This window comes from Streptococcus pseudopneumoniae, assembly GCF_001073085.1.
Taxonomy (GTDB): domain Bacteria; phylum Bacillota; class Bacilli; order Lactobacillales; family Streptococcaceae; genus Streptococcus; species Streptococcus pseudopneumoniae_M.
Genome location: NZ_JVFV01000038.1, coordinates 1 through 17,366 on the forward strand (window position 1 = coordinate 1; position 17,366 = coordinate 17,366).

12 protein-coding genes are annotated in these 17,366 nt (G+C 39.6%); all 12 read right to left on the reverse strand.

Features of this window, described 5'->3' with window-relative positions:
- On the reverse strand, window positions 1-3,158 hold a 3,158-nt coding region (locus tag ADH90_RS07665; RefSeq protein ID WP_049530722.1), incomplete at its 3' end, for a Spy0128 family protein.
- A 218-nt stretch (window positions 3,159-3,376) separates the two neighbouring features.
- Entirely contained in the window at window positions 3,377-3,931 is a 555-nt protein-coding gene (locus tag ADH90_RS07670; protein WP_049530723.1) for a hypothetical protein, read from the reverse strand.
- A 179-nt stretch (window positions 3,932-4,110) separates the two neighbouring features.
- Complete coding sequence (queA, locus tag ADH90_RS07675; protein WP_049530725.1) at window positions 4,111-5,139, reverse strand: tRNA preQ1(34) S-adenosylmethionine ribosyltransferase-isomerase QueA; 1,029 nt, start codon at window positions 5,137-5,139, stop codon at window positions 4,111-4,113.
- 39 nt (window positions 5,140-5,178) lie between these two features.
- A complete protein-coding gene (locus ADH90_RS07680; RefSeq protein WP_049530726.1) occupies window positions 5,179-6,087 on the reverse strand; it encodes a LysR family transcriptional regulator in 909 nt (302 codons plus the stop codon).
- Between the two features lie 327 nt (window positions 6,088-6,414).
- Entirely contained in the window at window positions 6,415-6,645 is a 231-nt protein-coding gene (locus tag ADH90_RS07685) for a GlsB/YeaQ/YmgE family stress response membrane protein (protein ID WP_049504434.1), read from the reverse strand.
- Between the two features lie 9 nt (window positions 6,646-6,654).
- Window positions 6,655-7,896 (reverse strand): aminopeptidase, encoded by a 1,242-nt coding sequence (locus tag ADH90_RS07690; RefSeq protein ID WP_049530727.1) that lies wholly within the window; start codon window positions 7,894-7,896, stop codon window positions 6,655-6,657.
- A gap of 21 nt (window positions 7,897-7,917) precedes the next feature.
- Window positions 7,918-8,070 (reverse strand): hypothetical protein, encoded by a 153-nt coding sequence (locus ADH90_RS11410; RefSeq protein WP_049530728.1) that lies wholly within the window; start codon window positions 8,068-8,070, stop codon window positions 7,918-7,920.
- 74 nt (window positions 8,071-8,144) lie between these two features.
- Window positions 8,145-10,016: a GmrSD restriction endonuclease domain-containing protein gene (locus ADH90_RS07700; RefSeq protein ID WP_049530729.1), complete on the reverse strand. Its 1,872-nt coding sequence runs from the start codon at window positions 10,014-10,016 to the stop codon at window positions 8,145-8,147.
- A complete protein-coding gene (locus tag ADH90_RS07705; RefSeq protein WP_049530730.1) occupies window positions 10,010-11,332 on the reverse strand; it encodes a DUF262 domain-containing protein in 1,323 nt (440 codons plus the stop codon). Before ADH90_RS07705 ends, ADH90_RS07700 begins: the two co-directional genes overlap by 7 nt.
- A 7-nt stretch (window positions 11,333-11,339) precedes the next feature.
- Complete coding sequence (locus tag ADH90_RS07710) at window positions 11,340-12,290, reverse strand: helix-turn-helix transcriptional regulator (RefSeq protein ID WP_049530732.1); 951 nt, start codon at window positions 12,288-12,290, stop codon at window positions 11,340-11,342.
- 12 nt (window positions 12,291-12,302) lie between these two features.
- Window positions 12,303-12,818 carry a DnaA ATPase domain-containing protein gene (locus ADH90_RS07715; protein ID WP_049530733.1) on the reverse strand — a complete coding sequence of 172 codons (516 nt, stop codon included), beginning with the start codon at window positions 12,816-12,818 and terminating at the stop codon, window positions 12,303-12,305.
- A 74-nt stretch (window positions 12,819-12,892) separates the two neighbouring features.
- Window positions 12,893-17,287 (reverse strand): PolC-type DNA polymerase III, encoded by a 4,395-nt coding sequence (locus ADH90_RS07720; RefSeq protein WP_049530734.1) that lies wholly within the window; start codon window positions 17,285-17,287, stop codon window positions 12,893-12,895.
- Between the last annotated feature and the right edge of the window lie 79 nt (window positions 17,288-17,366).

Genomic DNA, 17,366 nt, shown 5'->3' on the forward strand with positions numbered 1-17,366 from the left:
ACTTTACCATCGGCGTCATTAGTCTTCGTTTGAAGAACCGTACCATTCTTATCTTTCAAGACGAAGCTGAACTCACCAGCTTTAAGGGTACGGCCTGCAAGAGCCTTACTGAAGTCGAATTGTGCTGTGACTGGGGCTACCGCATAGTTGTTAAATTCGCTATCAGCTGGCATTGTGACATTGGCTGTCAAGACACCTGTTGTCGCATTCTTAGTGACATTAACAGTCACTTCTGCGTTCATAGTATCATAGTCAATGTCTGTATCTGCTCCGGCTACTTCGCGAACGGTATAGGTATGAGGTCCTTCTGTTGCGTATGAGATCGCGTCAAATTGGATGGTTCCGTCAGCTTTATTCTTCTTCGTTTGGATTACATGGCCATTTTCAAGCAATTCAAAGGTGAAGGCATCAGCTTCAAGCGTTTTTCCTTCCAATTTCTTAGTGAAACTGAATTGTGCTGTAGTTGCACCAGGTGTGAAGGTATTATTGAACTCAGTATCTGTTGGAAGGGCTTTGGTTGCTGTAAGAGTATGACCTGCTTTCGTTACAGTCACTGTCACCTCTGCCTTCATTGGATCATAAGTTACCCCAGTAAGTGAACCTTGAACCTCACGTACGATGTACTTATGCGTTCCTTCTTGACCATTCTTGAAGGTAAGAGCATCAAATTTCACAAGTCCATTGGCATCATTTGTCTTCGTTTGAAGAACTTTTCCGTTTGGATCTGTTGAAGTATCGCTTGGGTCTACCAACTCAAAGCTAAATTCACCAGCTTTCAACTGACGACCTGCAAGAGCTTTAGTGAAGTCAAATTGCGCAGTGACAGGAGCAACGACATGGTTATTGAATGTCTTGTCATCTGTACCAGTTGCTTCACCACCTGTTGAAGTCATCTCTGTTTTGGCAGTTAACAGACCTGAATCCTCATCTTTTGTTACAGTCACCTTCACTGCGACAGTCATTTCATCGTAGTCTACATCAGGTTTGTTCCCCTTCTTTTCTTTAACAGTGTAGTTGTAGACACCAACTTTATCGAATGACAATTCGCTGAAGGTAATTTTCCCATCAGCATTGTTAGTAACAGTTTCATTTACATTGTTATCACCAGTCAATGTAAAACTGAAATCTCCTGCATTTAAATGACCATTTGAAAGTTCTTTATTAAATTCCAGATTTACCTTAACAGGAGATGATTTGAAGGTATTGTTGAACTCAGTATCAGCTGGCATACTTGTTTGAGCTACGTAGGAATCTCCGTTAGCATTTACCGTGATTGTTACGTTAGCTTTCATTGGATCATAAGTCATACCAGTTTCTGAACCAGTGACTTCCTCAACTGTATAATGATAGGTCCCTACAGAATTAAACAAGAGTGGATCAAAAGTAATATTACCCAAACTATCATTTTTTTGAGTGTCAACAACTTGACCTGTACTATCGTCAATCAAATTAAAAGTGAACTCGCCACGTTTTAAATTTCTTCCTTCCAATTGTTTCGTAAATGATAAATCGACCCTTGCTGGTTTTTTTGCTTTTGTAGCTGAACCAGATCCTCCTGCCTTAAAGGCAAAAGTTGCTTGGTAACTATACTCTTCTCCATTGTTATAGGTGATTTTAATATCATTTCCGTGTTTTTGTTGCAACTCTTCAAGTGTAGGGTTCGCTGAAACATTCTTCAATCTAGTCATATAACGGACGTAAATCATTTCGTTCAGTTGTGCTATCTTGAATGAAAAACCAGATGAACTTGTCTTGATATTCTCTAATAATTGAATTGCATTTCCTTTAGATACCCACGGTGAAATTGACTGAACTTTTTCGGCTCTAAGAGCTTTTCCATTCCACAAATCCACATGATCGGAAGGAATATCATCAGCATGCCCTGCTCGCCATGTTGCTTTTGTCTTATTATCAAACTCTGTTAATACTGGATCACCATCTTGAACCAATTCTTGATCATCTGGAAGACTATCAATCAATTGGTAGTTGTTTAAAACCTGTGGAGCTACTAGACTTCCTGCATTTACACGGATGGTCCATCTGATTAATTCAGGATGTCCTGTTACTGCTTCTCCGTATTTTTCAACCTTTGATTTTGCTGCTGGTGTTGGAGCATTTTCGGGGCCTACTGTTACCGTAATCTTGGTTCCACTGAAATTGAGTTCCGTTGGAACATTTGGTTTAACAGTTGATTTCCAACCTGTACTAAGGTTTAACGTATAATTTTTTCCAAGATTATTTTTTTCAAAGTAATCTGTAAAAGTGGTGATCACTTTATTATTGACTGAATCCAAGAAAGCATTCCCGATAACTTGACCACCTGGTCCCGTCACATCATAGTGCAAACTTGTAGGAATTCTTATAGCATCTGGGATATCAACTACCAGTTTATCATTGCGATTGATGGTTAAACTATCAGGCATATTCATGCGAATGACAGTTTCTACTGGGGCATACAATCCGTTACCATTTGGAAAATTCACTTCAACATCTGGATTTTGTACGGTAATCGTATCACCTGTTTTCACATAGGTTGTTGCACCACCTGATGAAGGCAGTTCTCTTTTAGACCGTCTTGATCTAGTTGTAGGTTGTGCCTCAGTTTTTTTATCGTTAGCTACAGAAGAAGCTTCAGTACCAGCTTGCGAAGTTGGAGAAGCTGACTCAACTGGTGTAGCACTAGGGCTAGCTGGTGCCACAGCTTCATTTGATTGTGTTTCAGTTTTTTCCTTGTTAGTCACATGTTTAGGACCTTCGGTACTAGCTTGCGAAGTTGATGAAACTGATTCAGCTGGTGTAGCACTAGGGCTAGTTGGTGCTACAGCTTCATTTGATTGTGTTTCAGTTTTTTCCTTGTTAGTCACATGTTCAGGACCTTCTGTACTAGCTTGCGAAGTTGATGAAACTGATTCAGCTGGTGTAGCACTAGGGCTAGTTGGTGCTACAGCTTCATTTGATTCAAGACCAGATTCCTTGTGTCTCTCGCCTTGATTCCCTTGTGCGACAACTGAAGTTTGTGAATCTGTATTATTCTTCACTTCGTCCGCATAAACGTTTCCTTCCACAAATACCAGTGTTGACAACAACACGGAAGCAACACCGATAGTGTACTTTCGAATAGAAAAACGTTCTTTAGATTCAGAAAACATTCTTTTCATTCGTTATCTCCTATATTACTATTGTTATATTCGCCATCATTTTACCATATTGCTCTTTAAAAGACAAGCTTTTATAGTTTTCTTTAATTATTTTCAACAGGTGGAAAAATTCTGAAAATATTCCTAATAGGATTCATATAAATTTTAATAGCTATTTAAATTATGTTTATTTGATAAAAAAGCGAGCCATCAGTATGACTCACTTCTTCTTTTCACTCTTAATTACGGTAAAAATGACTATCTTTGTCGCTTGGTGATTGGCCAATTGCCAAGACATCTTGGCTACCATCCGTACCAGTCAATTCATTTGCTACACCTGCTGGTGTATAGATGAGGCGTGCACCTTCTCCACCATCAACAAGATGGATTCCTGTTGAATAGTAGCCATCTTTTTCCTCTACTTGCCCCATTTCATACTGGAAGGTTCCTTTTGAACTTTGAATGGTCACGATTCCATCCGCTGTGACTGTAGCAGTTGTTCCAGCATAGTTTTCCCACGTTCCAAGGAATTTTGTGTAAGCTTCTGGAGTTTTTTTCTTCTCTTCCTTCTTATCCGTTTGAGTGCTTGCGGAACTTGATGTGCTCGTCTCAGACTTCTGTTCTTCTTTTTGGCTAGCTTCTGTTTTACTTGATGACTCCTTAGTTACTTTAGAAGAAGCCTCTTTGCTTGAAGATGCTGTAGTTTTTTCAGCATTTCCTCCACAAGCAGCAAGTGTCACCACAGCCAACAAGGCAAGAGCTGAAAGACTGGTGTAGCGCAATGTTTTTTTCATGATAATCTCCTTTTAAAATGATGATATAGTCTCATCTGCATCTAAAATAGCTAGCCTGAAATTACATATATTTTTGACGGCTAACCTGTAGTTTTCAGTGTATCATTTATTTAGCATTAATTCAATAGCTATCTGATATCAAAAAAGGCTAATCCAATCAGGAATTAGCACTTCTATTTTTAGTAGATAAACATGGCATCGCCAAAGCTAAAGAAACGGTACTTTTGGTCGATAGCATGCTGATAGGCTTCGAGGACCAATTCACGGCCTGCAAAGGCAGAAACGAGCATAACCAGTGTTGATTTAGGCAAATGGAAATTCGTAGAAAAAGCATCCACAACCTTCCAGTCATAGCCTGGTTTGATAAAGATATTGGTCCAGCCAGAGTCTGCTTGGATTTGCCCATCAAACTTGCTTCCGATAGTTTCGAGCGTACGGATAGAGGTTGTCCCCACAGCAATGACACGACCACCATTTTCTTTGACCTGTCGCAAGGTCGCTGCAGCTTCTTCAGACAATTGGTAAAACTCTGAGTGCATCTCGTGCTCATCCAAATTATCTACTGAAACAGGTCTAAAGGTCCCAAGCCCAACGTGCAAGGTCAAGTAAACTAAGTGAACTCCTTTTTGCTGAATTTCTTCCAGTAATTCCTTGGTAAAATGGAGGCCTGCAGTCGGCGCCGCAGCTGAGCCACTCTCCTTGGCATAGACTGTCTGGTAACGTTCACGGTCATCCAACTTTTCATGGATATAAGGAGGCAAGGGCATTTCACCAAGACTTTCAAGTACTTCTAGGAAAATTCCTTCATACTCAAAACGGACAATACGGCCGCCATGAGTTAATTCCTCAGTCACAACTGCGCTTAGTCGACCATCACCAAAGACAACACGGGCGCCAACCTTGAGACGTTTGGCAGGTTTAGCCAAGACTTCCCATTCGTCTCCTGCTATATTTTTCAAGAGCAAGAGCTCAACGTGACCACCTGTTTCTTCCTTTTGACCATGAAGTCGGGCTGGCAAGACACGGGTATCATTCATCACCAGGGCATCACCTGGCTCTAGCATTTCAATAATGGAGTGAAAGTGGCGATCTTGAAATTCTCCAGTCTGGCGATTAACCATCAAGAGCTTAGAGGCATCGCGCTTTTCCAGAGGTGTTTGTGCAATCAACTCCTCAGGCAAGTGAAAATCAAAATCATTGGTATTCATTGTAGTCATATTTCCTTTTCTTTTCTAATGTACTTACGATTAGCTATCAAAACGAACTTCTTCAAGCAAATACTCGATGAAGCGTTCACCCATCTTAGACAAGCTAGTCTTTTCATGCTGGATATAGACCAGCTCGATCGGATCATCAATATCTAGAGGAATAGAAACTATATTGTCTCCATTAAGATTACTATTGAGGATACCTGTCGCGATGGTATAGCCGTCCAAACCAATCAAGAGATTGAACAAGGTCGCACGGTCACTAACCACGATGGATTTCTTGTGGTGTTCTTGTGACAAAATCTCTTCTGAGAAATAGAAGGAATTATGGGTTCCTTGGTCATAGCTCAAGTAAGGGAAGTCTTCTAGGTCTGCCAACTGCACCTTGTCTTTTTTGGCCAGAGGGTTGGTCTTGCTGACAAAGATATGGGGCTGCGCTGTAAAGAGAGGATGGGCCACTAGATGATTGTCATCCAACATCTTCGAAAGAACGTCCCGGTTATAGCTATTTAAAAAGAGGACCCCTACTTCACTACGGAAGTTCTTGACATCATCGATAATCTCCCAAGTTCTGGTTTCACGCAAAAAAAGCTCGTACTTTTCCATATCGCTTTTCTTAAGTAAGGAAACAAAAGCATTAACCACGAAGGCATAGTGTTGCGAAGACACACTAAAAAGCTCGCGATGAGCGATTGGATTCTTATAGCGTTCTTCTAGAAGTTGCGTTTGCTCGACAACCTGACGGGCATAGGATAGAAATTCCATCCCATCACGTGTGAGGGTGATTCCTTTAGGATTTCGGATAAAAATCTCAATTCCCATCTCATTTTCTAGGTCACGAACTGCATTTGACAGACTAGGCTGAGTAATGAAAAGTTGCTTGGCAGCTTCATTCATCGAACCAGTCTCTACAATTTTGATAATATAGTGTAATTGTTGAATTCTCATGCTTTTATTGTACCATACTTGAGGCAATATAAAAAGAACCAGTCACTGAAAGCTCTGTGGCAAAGTCCAGATGAATGCTTTCAAAGGACTTTATATAGCGACCTAAAAAGAGAGAGTGAGACAGAAATCGGTAATTCGTTAGAATTCGATTTCGTCGTCCCACCTCCGCACAGTTGAGTAGGGCTGTAAAAGCTGATGAAATCAGCGTAGTAGAGGCCACTCAACCACTGCGTCTTGATCGACAATCCAAAGACAATTGAGAGGCTAGGACTTTTGTCCCAGCCTCTCTCTTATTCTTTAAAGTTAATCTGCCTTCCATAGCGAAACTTAGCTTCCTCTTTCCCAGAAAATGGCTAGCAAAATCATAGCCCCGAGAACTGATGGGATAATGGCTGTACCGCTTAGGCTTGGTCCCCAAGAACCAAAGATTAATTGTCCTAAAAAGGCACCAATCCAGCCGAGAAACATTTTCCCGAAGCAGCCCATGCGTTCGCCACGATTGGTGATAGCTCCTGCTAGTAGTCCGATTAAAAGCCCGACAAACATACTTCCAATCATAGTTTCTCCTTAAATTGCCCAATCTCCATTGCGGAAGAGTGGTACGCGTGTCCCATCCTCACGGATACCATCGATATCCATTTGGTTCGAACCAATCATAAAGTCAACGTGAACGTCTGAACGATTAAGTCCTGCAGCTTCTAGCTCTTCTTCGCTCATCTCTGCTCCACCAACAACGCTCGTTGCATAGGCTGCACCGATAGCCAAGTGATTGGAAGCATTTTCGTCAAAAAGGGTGTTAAAGAAGGTAATACCTGACTGTGAAATTGGGCTTGGATCTGGTACCAAGGCACATTCACCCAAGGCACGCGCACCAGCATTCTTAAAGACGAGGTCCTTCATTACTTGATCACCCTTTTCAGCTGTGATATCAACGATTTGACCATTTTCAAAGGTCACTTTGATGCCTTCGATGATATTTCCGTTGTAGCTGAGAGGGTTTGTAGAAGTGACATAACCATCTGCGCGACGGAAATCAGGGGCTGTAAAGACCTCTTCTGTTGGCATATTTGGCAAGAAACCTTCGCCTTGAGCATTGATCGCTCCGGCAGATTCCCAAACGTGGTTCTTCGGCAAGCCAAGTGTCAAATCAGTTCCTGGTGCTGTGTAGTGAAGGGCTGTGAATTGCTCTTTATTCAGCATTTCCGCCTTGCTCTTGAGGATAGCAGCATGTTCTTCCCAAGCCTTAACTGGATCTTCTTCGTAGACACGGCAAGTCTTGAAGATTTGGTCCCAAAGGAGGTCCACTGCTTCTTCGTCGCTCGCAGCATTTGGAAAGACTTTCTTAGCCCACTCAAGTCCAGCAGCGGCTGCTACAGTCCAGCTAACCTTGTTAGATTGAGTTGCGATACGCATTGGCTTCATAGCAATTCCCATTGCTTTAGCAGAAGCTGAGAGCTTTTCAGCATCTACTCCGTTCAATGCACCCGGATCAGAAGAACGAACACCGAGACGACTTGCTTTATTTTCAAGTAGGTAGTTCATCTCAGCAATCTTGTAATCTGGCACATTGTCCAAACGCTCCATCGGCGCGTGAAGGAATTTCTCACGGTTTACAAAGTCATCTGCCCATTGAACGATCACTTCGTGGGCTCCAAGTGCATAGGCTTCTTTGACGATTAAGTGAGCCAACTCGCGTTGCTCCACATCGATAGAGAGAGCTAAGGTATGACCAGGTTGCACGTTCACTCCGTTTGCAACCAATAACTTAGCATATTTTTCTAGATTTTCTTTAAAATTTGGTAAAACCATTCTGTTTTCTCTTTTCTATTTTTATTTTTCTTTCAAAGCAGAAAGTAGCCCTACTAGTGCAATAGTACCTGACAAGAGTGCTGTCGATAGAAGAATTGTCTGATCAGCAAGTTCCAATTGGTACTCAAACACCTTCTCAGCCGGTTTATCTTCCGCGAATATTCTTAGTTTCATGAAATGTCCTCCGTTACTAGTATATCACATATATTAGCATTTTAAAAAACAAGCTCATTAAAGCTTGTTTTCATTTAACTATCACAAAAGTCGTGTACATATCTTTCCACTTCTTTTTCCATAAATTGAATCTCACAAATACCCCATTTATCATTCTTTACCGTTACATCTGCCATCATCTGTAATTTTAAACTCTGGCGATTGAAAATTCCTTCCCACTGTTTATATTTTGCACTTGGAACTAAATTTCCAAACTTCGAATTTTGACTATCTGTAATGATACAAAGATTCCCAAAGGAGTGCAAAAATTTATCATCAATTTTTTCAACTCTTTCATCACTATTTGGATGTTGTGGAAACCAATGCTCTATAGAACGACGATATACAAATTTGAAATCTTCAAACTTAACATCGTATGTTTTCTTTAATTCTTCGCGATTTTTCCATAAAACATAATCTACAAAGTTAAAAGCATAAACAGGAATTGCACCGTATTTCTTAATTCTTCTATCCTCAGTAAACAATCTTTCTTCTGCATACGTCACTGCCATTTTTTCAAGAAATTCTTTAAAATGAGCACCAAATTCTTGATCATTTAGTTCTTCAATATGTCTGAAGAGAAATTGTAAAATCTCATATAACCAACGACTATCACGATTAGCAGTAAAGGTCACAGCAAACATAGATTGAAGAAGAATAATATTTTTGTTAATTTCCGAATCTGAAAACGTATTCTTAGTAAAGCGTTCTTCAACTATGTAATGCTCTTTCGCTTTTCCATTAGGTTGATATTCATAATAAGTTCCTTTCTGCAAAAACCATTCATCCTTATTTCTGCTTGAAGAATCCATATTTGAATTTCTAACGATGTAATTATCAAAAATATGTTTTATTTTAAGAAGAAATTCACTGAATTCAATAATCCAAGTCTTATTTTTATTTTTTATATCAAATAGAGCTAAAAGTTTCTTGTCGTCTAACTGAACCTCATTGGTATCCTTACCTTCCCAAATTGCCAATACATGGAGTAGGAAGGTTGTAAAATCGATAACTTGGGTATAATCACCAAAATTTTTTTCTACTTCTATATTTTTTTCATTTATCTTTTTTCCTAATATATCTGATAACTTTCTTCTTTCATTTTGATAAAAATCAATATCATCATAAATATTATGAAATGAGTAATTTGTAAAATGCCATCCAAAAATACGTTCGCGTTCTTGAAAATCATCTGCTCTCTTACGTCGCATCTTAAATTGACTTGATACTGGCTTATCAAAGTCTGCGCAAGCATCCCAGATTCTCGCAAATTTTTGTGCCATTTCTTGATTTTCACCAAACTTAGCCATCATTTGCGCCTTAATAATTTCATGAGCTTCTAGTTGTTCACCTCGAGAGTTAAAACGTTCAAAATAAAGATTCAAATCTAAATCTTTAGGAAGTATACTTCGAAAAATGATGACATTATCAAAAAGATAGTCAACGAAATACTGAATTTCAAGTTGACGCTCTCCTAGCACTTTTTTCAAGGCATCTTTAGCATGCCCGTAACCTCTAGTTAATTCATTTTCATCGTCCTCAGAGATTTTTTGCTTAGTAAATAGTTTTTGAATATTCTCATTTGATTTCTTCCTAGCTGGAAAGGTAAGATTGACAGCTTTCAATCTATCAAAACCAAACTCATGCTTCAAAGCTAAGGCAATCAAATTAAGGGCTGTTGTCCGTTGTTGCCCATCTATGATTTTGAAAAGGTCATTATCTTTATTAACGACTAATGTTCCAATATAGTAATTGTCTCTATTTTCTTGAAAAGCATCTGCTACGTCGTTCAATAATTGCTCAATTTCATCATAAGTCCAGGCAAAATTTCTCTGATAAAGAGGAATAGCATAGGTATCTTCATTTAACAAACGATTCACTGATAAACTTATATGTGTTTCTACCATTTATCTTTTTCCTCTTCTATAATCTTGTCCACAGCATAATTTTCAAATAGCTCTCTATCTATCTTGATCATGAAATCATTCGGAGTGACAGCATGAGATAAAAGTTGAAATAATTTTTGAACCTCTTTTTGTCTAAACCTTCCACCAGCAGCATAGTTTCCTACCGTTGCATCATATATGGCTTTAGACTTAACTCGAGGGTAATAAGACCAAATAAACAAGGTCTCTACTATCTCCTTTGATAGCTCATTCTTTCCAAATCTATCTGCGAAAAGCGAGCAAATATTTAGGAATATATTGTGACACTTGAGATAGCGCCCCTTTGAGCTATTGTAAATGTTCAACACGCCTTCTGGGTAAGCTACATTTTTTTCTTCACCTTCAGGTTCATCAGAAAATCCTAACTCTTCATTTAAAAAATCTTTATGATTTTTAATAGTTTCATGAGCAGATTCAATATACTCAAAAAATTTACTTCCATCAATGATTGGCATAGTAATGGACATGGGGAGATTTTCAATATGACGATACAATTCTAGGTATGGAAAGTTCTGATTCAAATCAACGCCTTTAAAGTCGTCAATATAATCCTCTGTAAAACGAAGATAAGATCCATAACGCTTGTTTGTTAATCCTGTCTCTCCTCGCGACCAACGTCTCATACGAAAAAGATGTTTATCAAACAACTCTTTGAGACTTAAATTTTTATCCTCTACAAATTGCTCCCACTTTTCAACAATCTTTTCATCTTCTGAATCTTGCTTGCGAAGATGATAGGCTTTGAGCAAATCATGAGGTTCTAAAGATTTTCCACGATTATTCTGAGAATCAAATAACTGAAAGGCTTCAGATAATCGTTCCTGTGGCATAGTAATCACGGAGACAGAACAATTTTCCAATAAAAAATTGCAAATATCTTTGGCCTCCTTTTCGCCAACCAATTGAGTCAAATTTTCCCACTCATTATAATTTTCACTCGCATGATAGCAAGATAGCTCTCCAAATTCAGCACTCAGCAGTTGATGAGCACCCTTATAATTCCCTAAATCATCTAATAAATGAAGAAACAAGGAAATTGAAATTAACCGTTGCTGTCCATCGACAACATCTAAGTATCCATCATTTTCATGTAAGATTTCATGTAAGATAACGGAACCAATCTGATATTCCTTCTTCCCCATAGCATCTCGTAGATCATAAAAAAGATTACGGATATGTTTTCTGTTCCATTTATATGGTCTTTGATAAGAAGGAATCCGCAACTTCCCTTCTTTCAATAGTTCTCCAACCTTTTTAGAAGTAAATTGAATAGTCATTTTATCCTCATCTATATTTATCTATCATTTCTTGAACTGTTTGCTTCATATCCTCTACTAAAATTCGAGGAGACAAAACAGTTATTGCTTCCCCTTGTCCTAGTAACCATCTTTTAAGCCCAGGTGTATGCTGATTTTCAAACTTAAAATGAGTCCAGTCACCATTTTTCCCAACTATTTTTGCATTTGGAAATTGATCCATCACAATATTCGGATCGTACAAGTACTCGATTTCAATATTGATTTTCTTCCCAATAAAAGCATCTACTCTCTCGTTACGAATGTCTCCATCTCTAAATTTATCTCGATAAGAAATAGAGGGCTTCTCTATATCACTATGAGACCAAGACTGGATACGGTCTACTCTTAAAGTAATATAAGTCTCATATTTCAACTGGTATACAACCAGATAGAAATAATGTCTATCATAGTAAAGAGAGACTGGCAAAACCGTCTGCTTCTTAGAAGATTCAGAATAAGGTTTTTGATAGATAATGTCTAAGACCTGTTCATGTAGAATAGCCTCCGATAAATTCCAAATTTTCTCTATTCTATCTTGTTGATCCGTTAAGGGAACATAATTAAGCTTTTCACTACCAATAATCTGCTCAATTTCTTTCTGATCATCACCAGGAACTAAAACTAGTAATTTTTTTAATAAGCTGTCAATTTCTGTTCTGTTAAGTGCTCGATTTTCTAATAAAATCTTTGAAATAACTAGAATATCTTTTTTAGAAAAAATTGACTTACTTGATAAACAGTACTGATTCGTCTTACGACTATAAATCAAATCTCCACTATAATTGTGGCAACTAGATAAGATATAACGCAGAAGTGAAAAATCTCTCTGTATAGTCTTTTCACTAACCATAAATTCCTGAGCTAACTGCTTTTTTACTAACGGAGTCCCAAACTGTAATCGTAAAAAAATCGTTAGTAGTCTTTCTTGATCATTCATCTGCAGTCCTTTTTATCCTTCAATTGATGCTAGACACACTGTCATTCCCCACTTAAAACGCACAATCAAACGAGAAGGTACATTTTCCAATTGATCTGGTTCAGTGTCACTAGAGAAAACCATTTGCTTATTCTTAAAATGTTGAGAATTAAATAGATTAAAAAATTTTTCTTTAATAAGAATATCCTTTTCTCCCAATACCTGAATGTCATCTACGATTAGGAGATCAAACTCCTCACTTCTAACTTTTTGTATTTCTAGCTCATTTTCCAATAAGTTTTCAGCAGAAATGTATTTTACTCGTTTTTCTGGATTATTCTCAAGAACCTTATTACCAATAGCTTGCAGGAGATGTGTTTTTCCTGAACCTGATTCCCCATAAATATAAAGGGGATTATATTGGGGATTATATTTAAATCCTAAGCTCTTCACTACTTCTAAGGATTCTTTCTTTGCCAAAGCATTACCATCTTTTTCTATAAAATTTTCAAATTGATATTTGTTATCTAATCCTGTATTGACCATCATTTAAACCTCTTTCTTTTTATGGTATAAGTATAACAAAACAGATGGACAATATTTGTCCGTCTGTTAATTTTTATTTAAAACAAATCATCAAACAAACTCAACTGATTGTCCTCTGGCATATTGCCAAGAATGCCCATTTCATCCATCTTTTCAACCAAGGTTGATGAGAGTCCTCCACGCTTGCGCAATTCAGTTTTAGAGAGAAATTCTCCCTCTTGACGGGCACGAACCAGTTGCTTGGCAACGTTCTCTCCCAGACCATCCATAGCAACAAACGGTGGGATAAGGGTGTCTCCATCGATGATGAATTCAGTCGCATCACTGCGATAGAGGTCCAATTTGCCGAACTTAAAGCCACGTTCCCACATCTCATTGACGATTTCAAGTGTTGTGTAGAGGTCAATTTCTACGTTGGAAGCTTCATTGTTCTTACGCTTTTCAGCAATTTCTTGCATCTTACGTTTGATAGCATCCAAGCCTGCACCCATGGTCTTGATATCAAAGGCCTTGGCACGGATGGAGAAGTAAGCACAATAATAATAAATCGGGTGGTGAACCTTGAAGTAGGCTACACGAAGGGCCATCATAACGTAGGCTGCCGCATGGGCTTTAGGGAACATGTACTTGATTTTTCCACAAGATTCGATATACCACTCAGGCACATTATTGGCCTTCATGGCTTCGATATAACCATTGCGCTCTTCTTCAGAGATTTTAAGCCACAATCCCTTACGCACTCGCTCCATGATGGTAAAGGCCATCTTTGGATCTAGACCAGCGTGCATGAGGTAAACCATGATGTCATCCCGACAACCGATAACGGTTGAAAGGTCCGCAATCCCTGCCTTAATCAAGTCCTGAGCATTTCCTAACCAAACGTCGGTACCGTGAGACAGCCCAGAAAGCTGAAGCAACTCCGCAAAGGTTGTCGGATGAGTTTCATCCACCATGCCTCGAACAAAGTTGGTTCCAAACTCTGGGATACCAAGCATACCAGTTGAGGTACCGATTTGTTCAGGTGTCACTCCAAGGATATCTGTACCTGAGAAAAGGGCCATGATACCAGGATCATCCATAGGAATATCATTTGGATCAATGCCTGACAAGTCCTGAAGCTTGCGAATCATAGTTGGATCATCATGCCCTAGGACATCGAGCTTGAGGACGTTCTCATCGATATCGTGGAAGTTAAAGTGAGTGGTCTGCCATTCAGCAGTTACATCATCTGCAGGATACTGTACTGGAGTAAAGTCATAGACATCCATATAGTTAGGAATAACAACGATTCCTCCTGGGTGCTGACCGGTCGTCCGTTTAACACCTGCAGCTCCTTGGGCTAGGCGCTCAACTTCGGCTTCTCGGTAGAACTTGCCATAGTCACGCTCGTAACCCTTGACAAATCCATAGGCTGTTTTAGCAGCCACCGTACCAACCGTTCCTGCACGGAAGGCATATTCTTCCCCAAAGATATCACGAACATCCAAGTGGGCGCTCGGTTGGTCTTCACCTGAGAAGTTCAAATCAATATCGGGTACCTTATCTCCATCAAAACCAAGGAAGGTCTCGAAAGGAATATCCTGTCCATTTTTGCTGAGTTTGTGGCCACAGTTTGGACAGTCTTTATCTGGCATATCAAAGCCTGAACCGTAGGAACCATCCGTGATAAATTCACTGTACTGACACTGACCACAGACATAGTGAGGAGAGAGAGGATTGACCTCGGTGATCCCAATCATGGTCGCAACAAAACTGGAGCCAACAGACCCACGAGAACCAACCAAGTAGCCTCGTTCGTTGGAGCGCTGCACTAGCATCTGGGAAGCCAGATAAATCACGGCAAATCCATTCCCCAAGATAGAGGTTAGTTCCTTTTCAATCCGTAAATCAACGATATCTGGGAGCGGATTTCCATATATTTCAAAAGCTTTTTTATAGGTTAATTCGGCAACTGTTTCTTCGGCTTGGTCAATGAAAGGTGTATACAAGTCTCCTTTAACGACCTCAACAGGCTCAAAGATTTCTGCCATGGCATTGGTATTTTCAATGACAATCTTACGAGCCAAATCTTCACCTAGAAAGGCAAATTCATCCAACATTTCATTGGTCGTTCTAAAGTGTGCCTTTGGTAGCGGAGCTGGTTGGGCAGCTTCCCCATGACCGATCGTTCGGTTAATCATCGCCCCCTGACCTAGACTTCGTACGATGATTTCTCGATAAATTTCATCCTCAGGTTCGATATAGTGAACATTTCCTGTCGCAAGAACGGGCTTACCGAGACGGTCTCCGACCTCAATCAAGCTCTTGATGATGGTTTGGAGTTCCTCCATATCCTTGACCTGCTCTTTGGCAATCAGAGGTGCATAGATAGCAGGAGGCATCACCTCGATAAAGTCATAGTATTTAGCAACTTCGACTGCCGCATCTACCCCTTGTGAAACGACTGCATCAAAGACTTCACCTTCTGTACAGGCTGAACCTAAGATCAAACCTTCTCGATGGGCATCTAGCACCGTATGTGGAATCCGTGGAACTCCTTCAAAGTACTGGGTATTTGAAAGAGACACCAGCTTAAAGATATTTTTCAAGCCCACTTGATTTTTCACATAAATGGTCGCATGCTTGACTCGAGCTTTTTTATAAGAATCTGGACTGATTAAATCAATGTTCAATCTAGCTAAATCTGTCACACCATGCTTTTCTGCTACTTCCTTGATAAAGATAAAGAGCAGACGCCCAGTTGCTTCCGCATCATAGTTGGCCATGTGGTGGTGTTCTAGAGCTACACCAAAACGTTTGGTCAAGGGTCCAAGACCATGGCGTTTGTACTCAGGATAGAGGTTTCTAGCGAACTCTAGCGTATCGATGACAGGTTGAGTAATTTTTGGAAGACCGTGACGTTCATAATTGGCATTCATAAAGCCAACGTCAAAGCTTGCATTGTGGGCTACAAGAACGGTATCCTTACAAAATTCTTGGAATTCTTTTAAAACTTGAACCAAGGGTTTGGCATTTTTTACATGGTCATCCGTAATTCCAGTCAATTCCGTAGTAAAGGCTGACAAGGGGTGCCCAGGATTGATAAATTCATCAAACTCAGCAATGATATTGCCCTTATACATCTTGGAAGCCGCCACCTGAATTAAGTCATTATAGATAGCAGATAGACCTGTTGTTTCTACGTCAAAGACCACATAGGTTGCTTCAGACAAATCCATCTCAACTTCGTTATAGGCGATAGGTACACGGTCTTCAACGATATTGGCTTCCATCCCATAGATCAGCTGGATACCAGCTTTCTTAGCGGCCTTATAGCCATGAGGGAAGGATTGAACATTGCCATGATCTGTAATAGCAACTGCCTTGTGTCCCCATTTGGCAGCTGTCGCAATGAGTTCTTCAACTTCAGGCAGAGCATCCATGGTCGACATATTGGTGTGCGCATGGAACTCAACACGACGTTTCCCCTCTGGCATCAAGTCTTTCCGTTCATAGTGGACGACTTCCTGGACATCTTGCACATTCATGGTCAAATCACGCGTGAAATTATTGACCTCAACATTCCCACGCACACGGAGCCAAGAGTTTTTCTTAATGATGTCAAACTTCTGAGCTTCTTCTTCATTCTTGACCCATTTTTGCATAGAGAAACTAGAAGTATAGTCCGTCATCTTGAAGTTAATCAAGACACGACCCGTTCTAGTCACCTTATGCTCAACATCAAAGACAACTCCTTCAAAAACCAGACGATTTTCCTCAGTATTGACCTCGATCATAGGAGTAATCTCTGCCTTATCAAGTTTAGGCTTAGCAGCTGCCTTCTTGGCTTGAAAATCAAAGACAGGTTTGTCCTCAACTGGAGGAGGCGGGGCCATCTGTTCTAACTGTTCCATAGCCCGAAGAGTTTCTTCATTGGCTGCTTGAATAATCATTTGATTTCCCGTCTGAAAGGCTTCTTGTTCTTCCCTTGTGAGCTCTTCATTTTTTTCTAAGATGCAAGAAAGTTTAGGAAAACCAAAAAATTCCAGCTGTTTGCTAAGATTTGGCAGATGATTTTTCCTAAAATGCTCTGTATCTGCCGCTTCTGAAGCTTCAATGATTAACTGGTCATTTTCAAAGCGAACCTGAAAATTCTGATAAATAGAACGAAAACCTTGACTAGCGCAAGGACCATCCGAAAAAGCCTCTCGATAGTAAGCTTGTAAAAGTTCTCTAGAAAATTCCTGATTTCTCGTTTTTATCTCAAAACTAGCCTGATTTCCCGTTTTTGAGAATTCATCCTTCAAACCTCTTTTCAACTCCAGAAAAAGTTCAAAAGGCAAGATATTTTCAAAAACAAAACGAAACTCCCAAACTTTGCTTCGTTTATGAACAATAACTTGTTCTATTTCAGCCTGAGAGAAGGCCTCATGATTTCTCATTTCAGCGGGTATTCCCAACTGATTCATTAAAATTTCAAAAGTGGTTGACATCCATTTTCCTCACAATATACTCCTTCTATTTTACCATATTTGAGGCACTTTTACCCATTTCTACCAAAGAGCCAATATA

Coding starts and splice junctions, on each gene's coding strand:
- ADH90_RS07670 (WP_049530723.1), bottom strand. CDS start 3,931: ATGAAAAAAACATTGCGCTACACCAGTCTTTCAGCTCTTGCCTTGTTG.
- queA (WP_049530725.1), bottom strand. CDS start 5,139: ATGAATACCAATGATTTTGATTTTCACTTGCCTGAGGAGTTGATTGCA.
- ADH90_RS07680 (WP_049530726.1), bottom strand. CDS start 6,087: ATGAGAATTCAACAATTACACTATATTATCAAAATTGTAGAGACTGGT.
- ADH90_RS07685 (WP_049504434.1), bottom strand. CDS start 6,645: ATGATTGGAAGTATGTTTGTCGGGCTTTTAATCGGACTACTAGCAGGA.
- ADH90_RS07690 (WP_049530727.1), bottom strand. CDS start 7,896: ATGGTTTTACCAAATTTTAAAGAAAATCTAGAAAAATATGCTAAGTTA.
- ADH90_RS11410 (WP_049530728.1), bottom strand. CDS start 8,070: ATGAAACTAAGAATATTCGCGGAAGATAAACCGGCTGAGAAGGTGTTT.
- ADH90_RS07700 (WP_049530729.1), bottom strand. CDS start 10,016: ATGGTAGAAACACATATAAGTTTATCAGTGAATCGTTTGTTAAATGAA.
- ADH90_RS07705 (WP_049530730.1), bottom strand. CDS start 11,332: ATGACTATTCAATTTACTTCTAAAAAGGTTGGAGAACTATTGAAAGAA.
- ADH90_RS07710 (WP_049530732.1), bottom strand. CDS start 12,290: ATGAATGATCAAGAAAGACTACTAACGATTTTTTTACGATTACAGTTT.
- ADH90_RS07715 (WP_049530733.1), bottom strand. CDS start 12,818: ATGATGGTCAATACAGGATTAGATAACAAATATCAATTTGAAAATTTT.
- ADH90_RS07720 (WP_049530734.1), bottom strand. CDS start 17,287: ATGTCAACCACTTTTGAAATTTTAATGAATCAGTTGGGAATACCCGCT.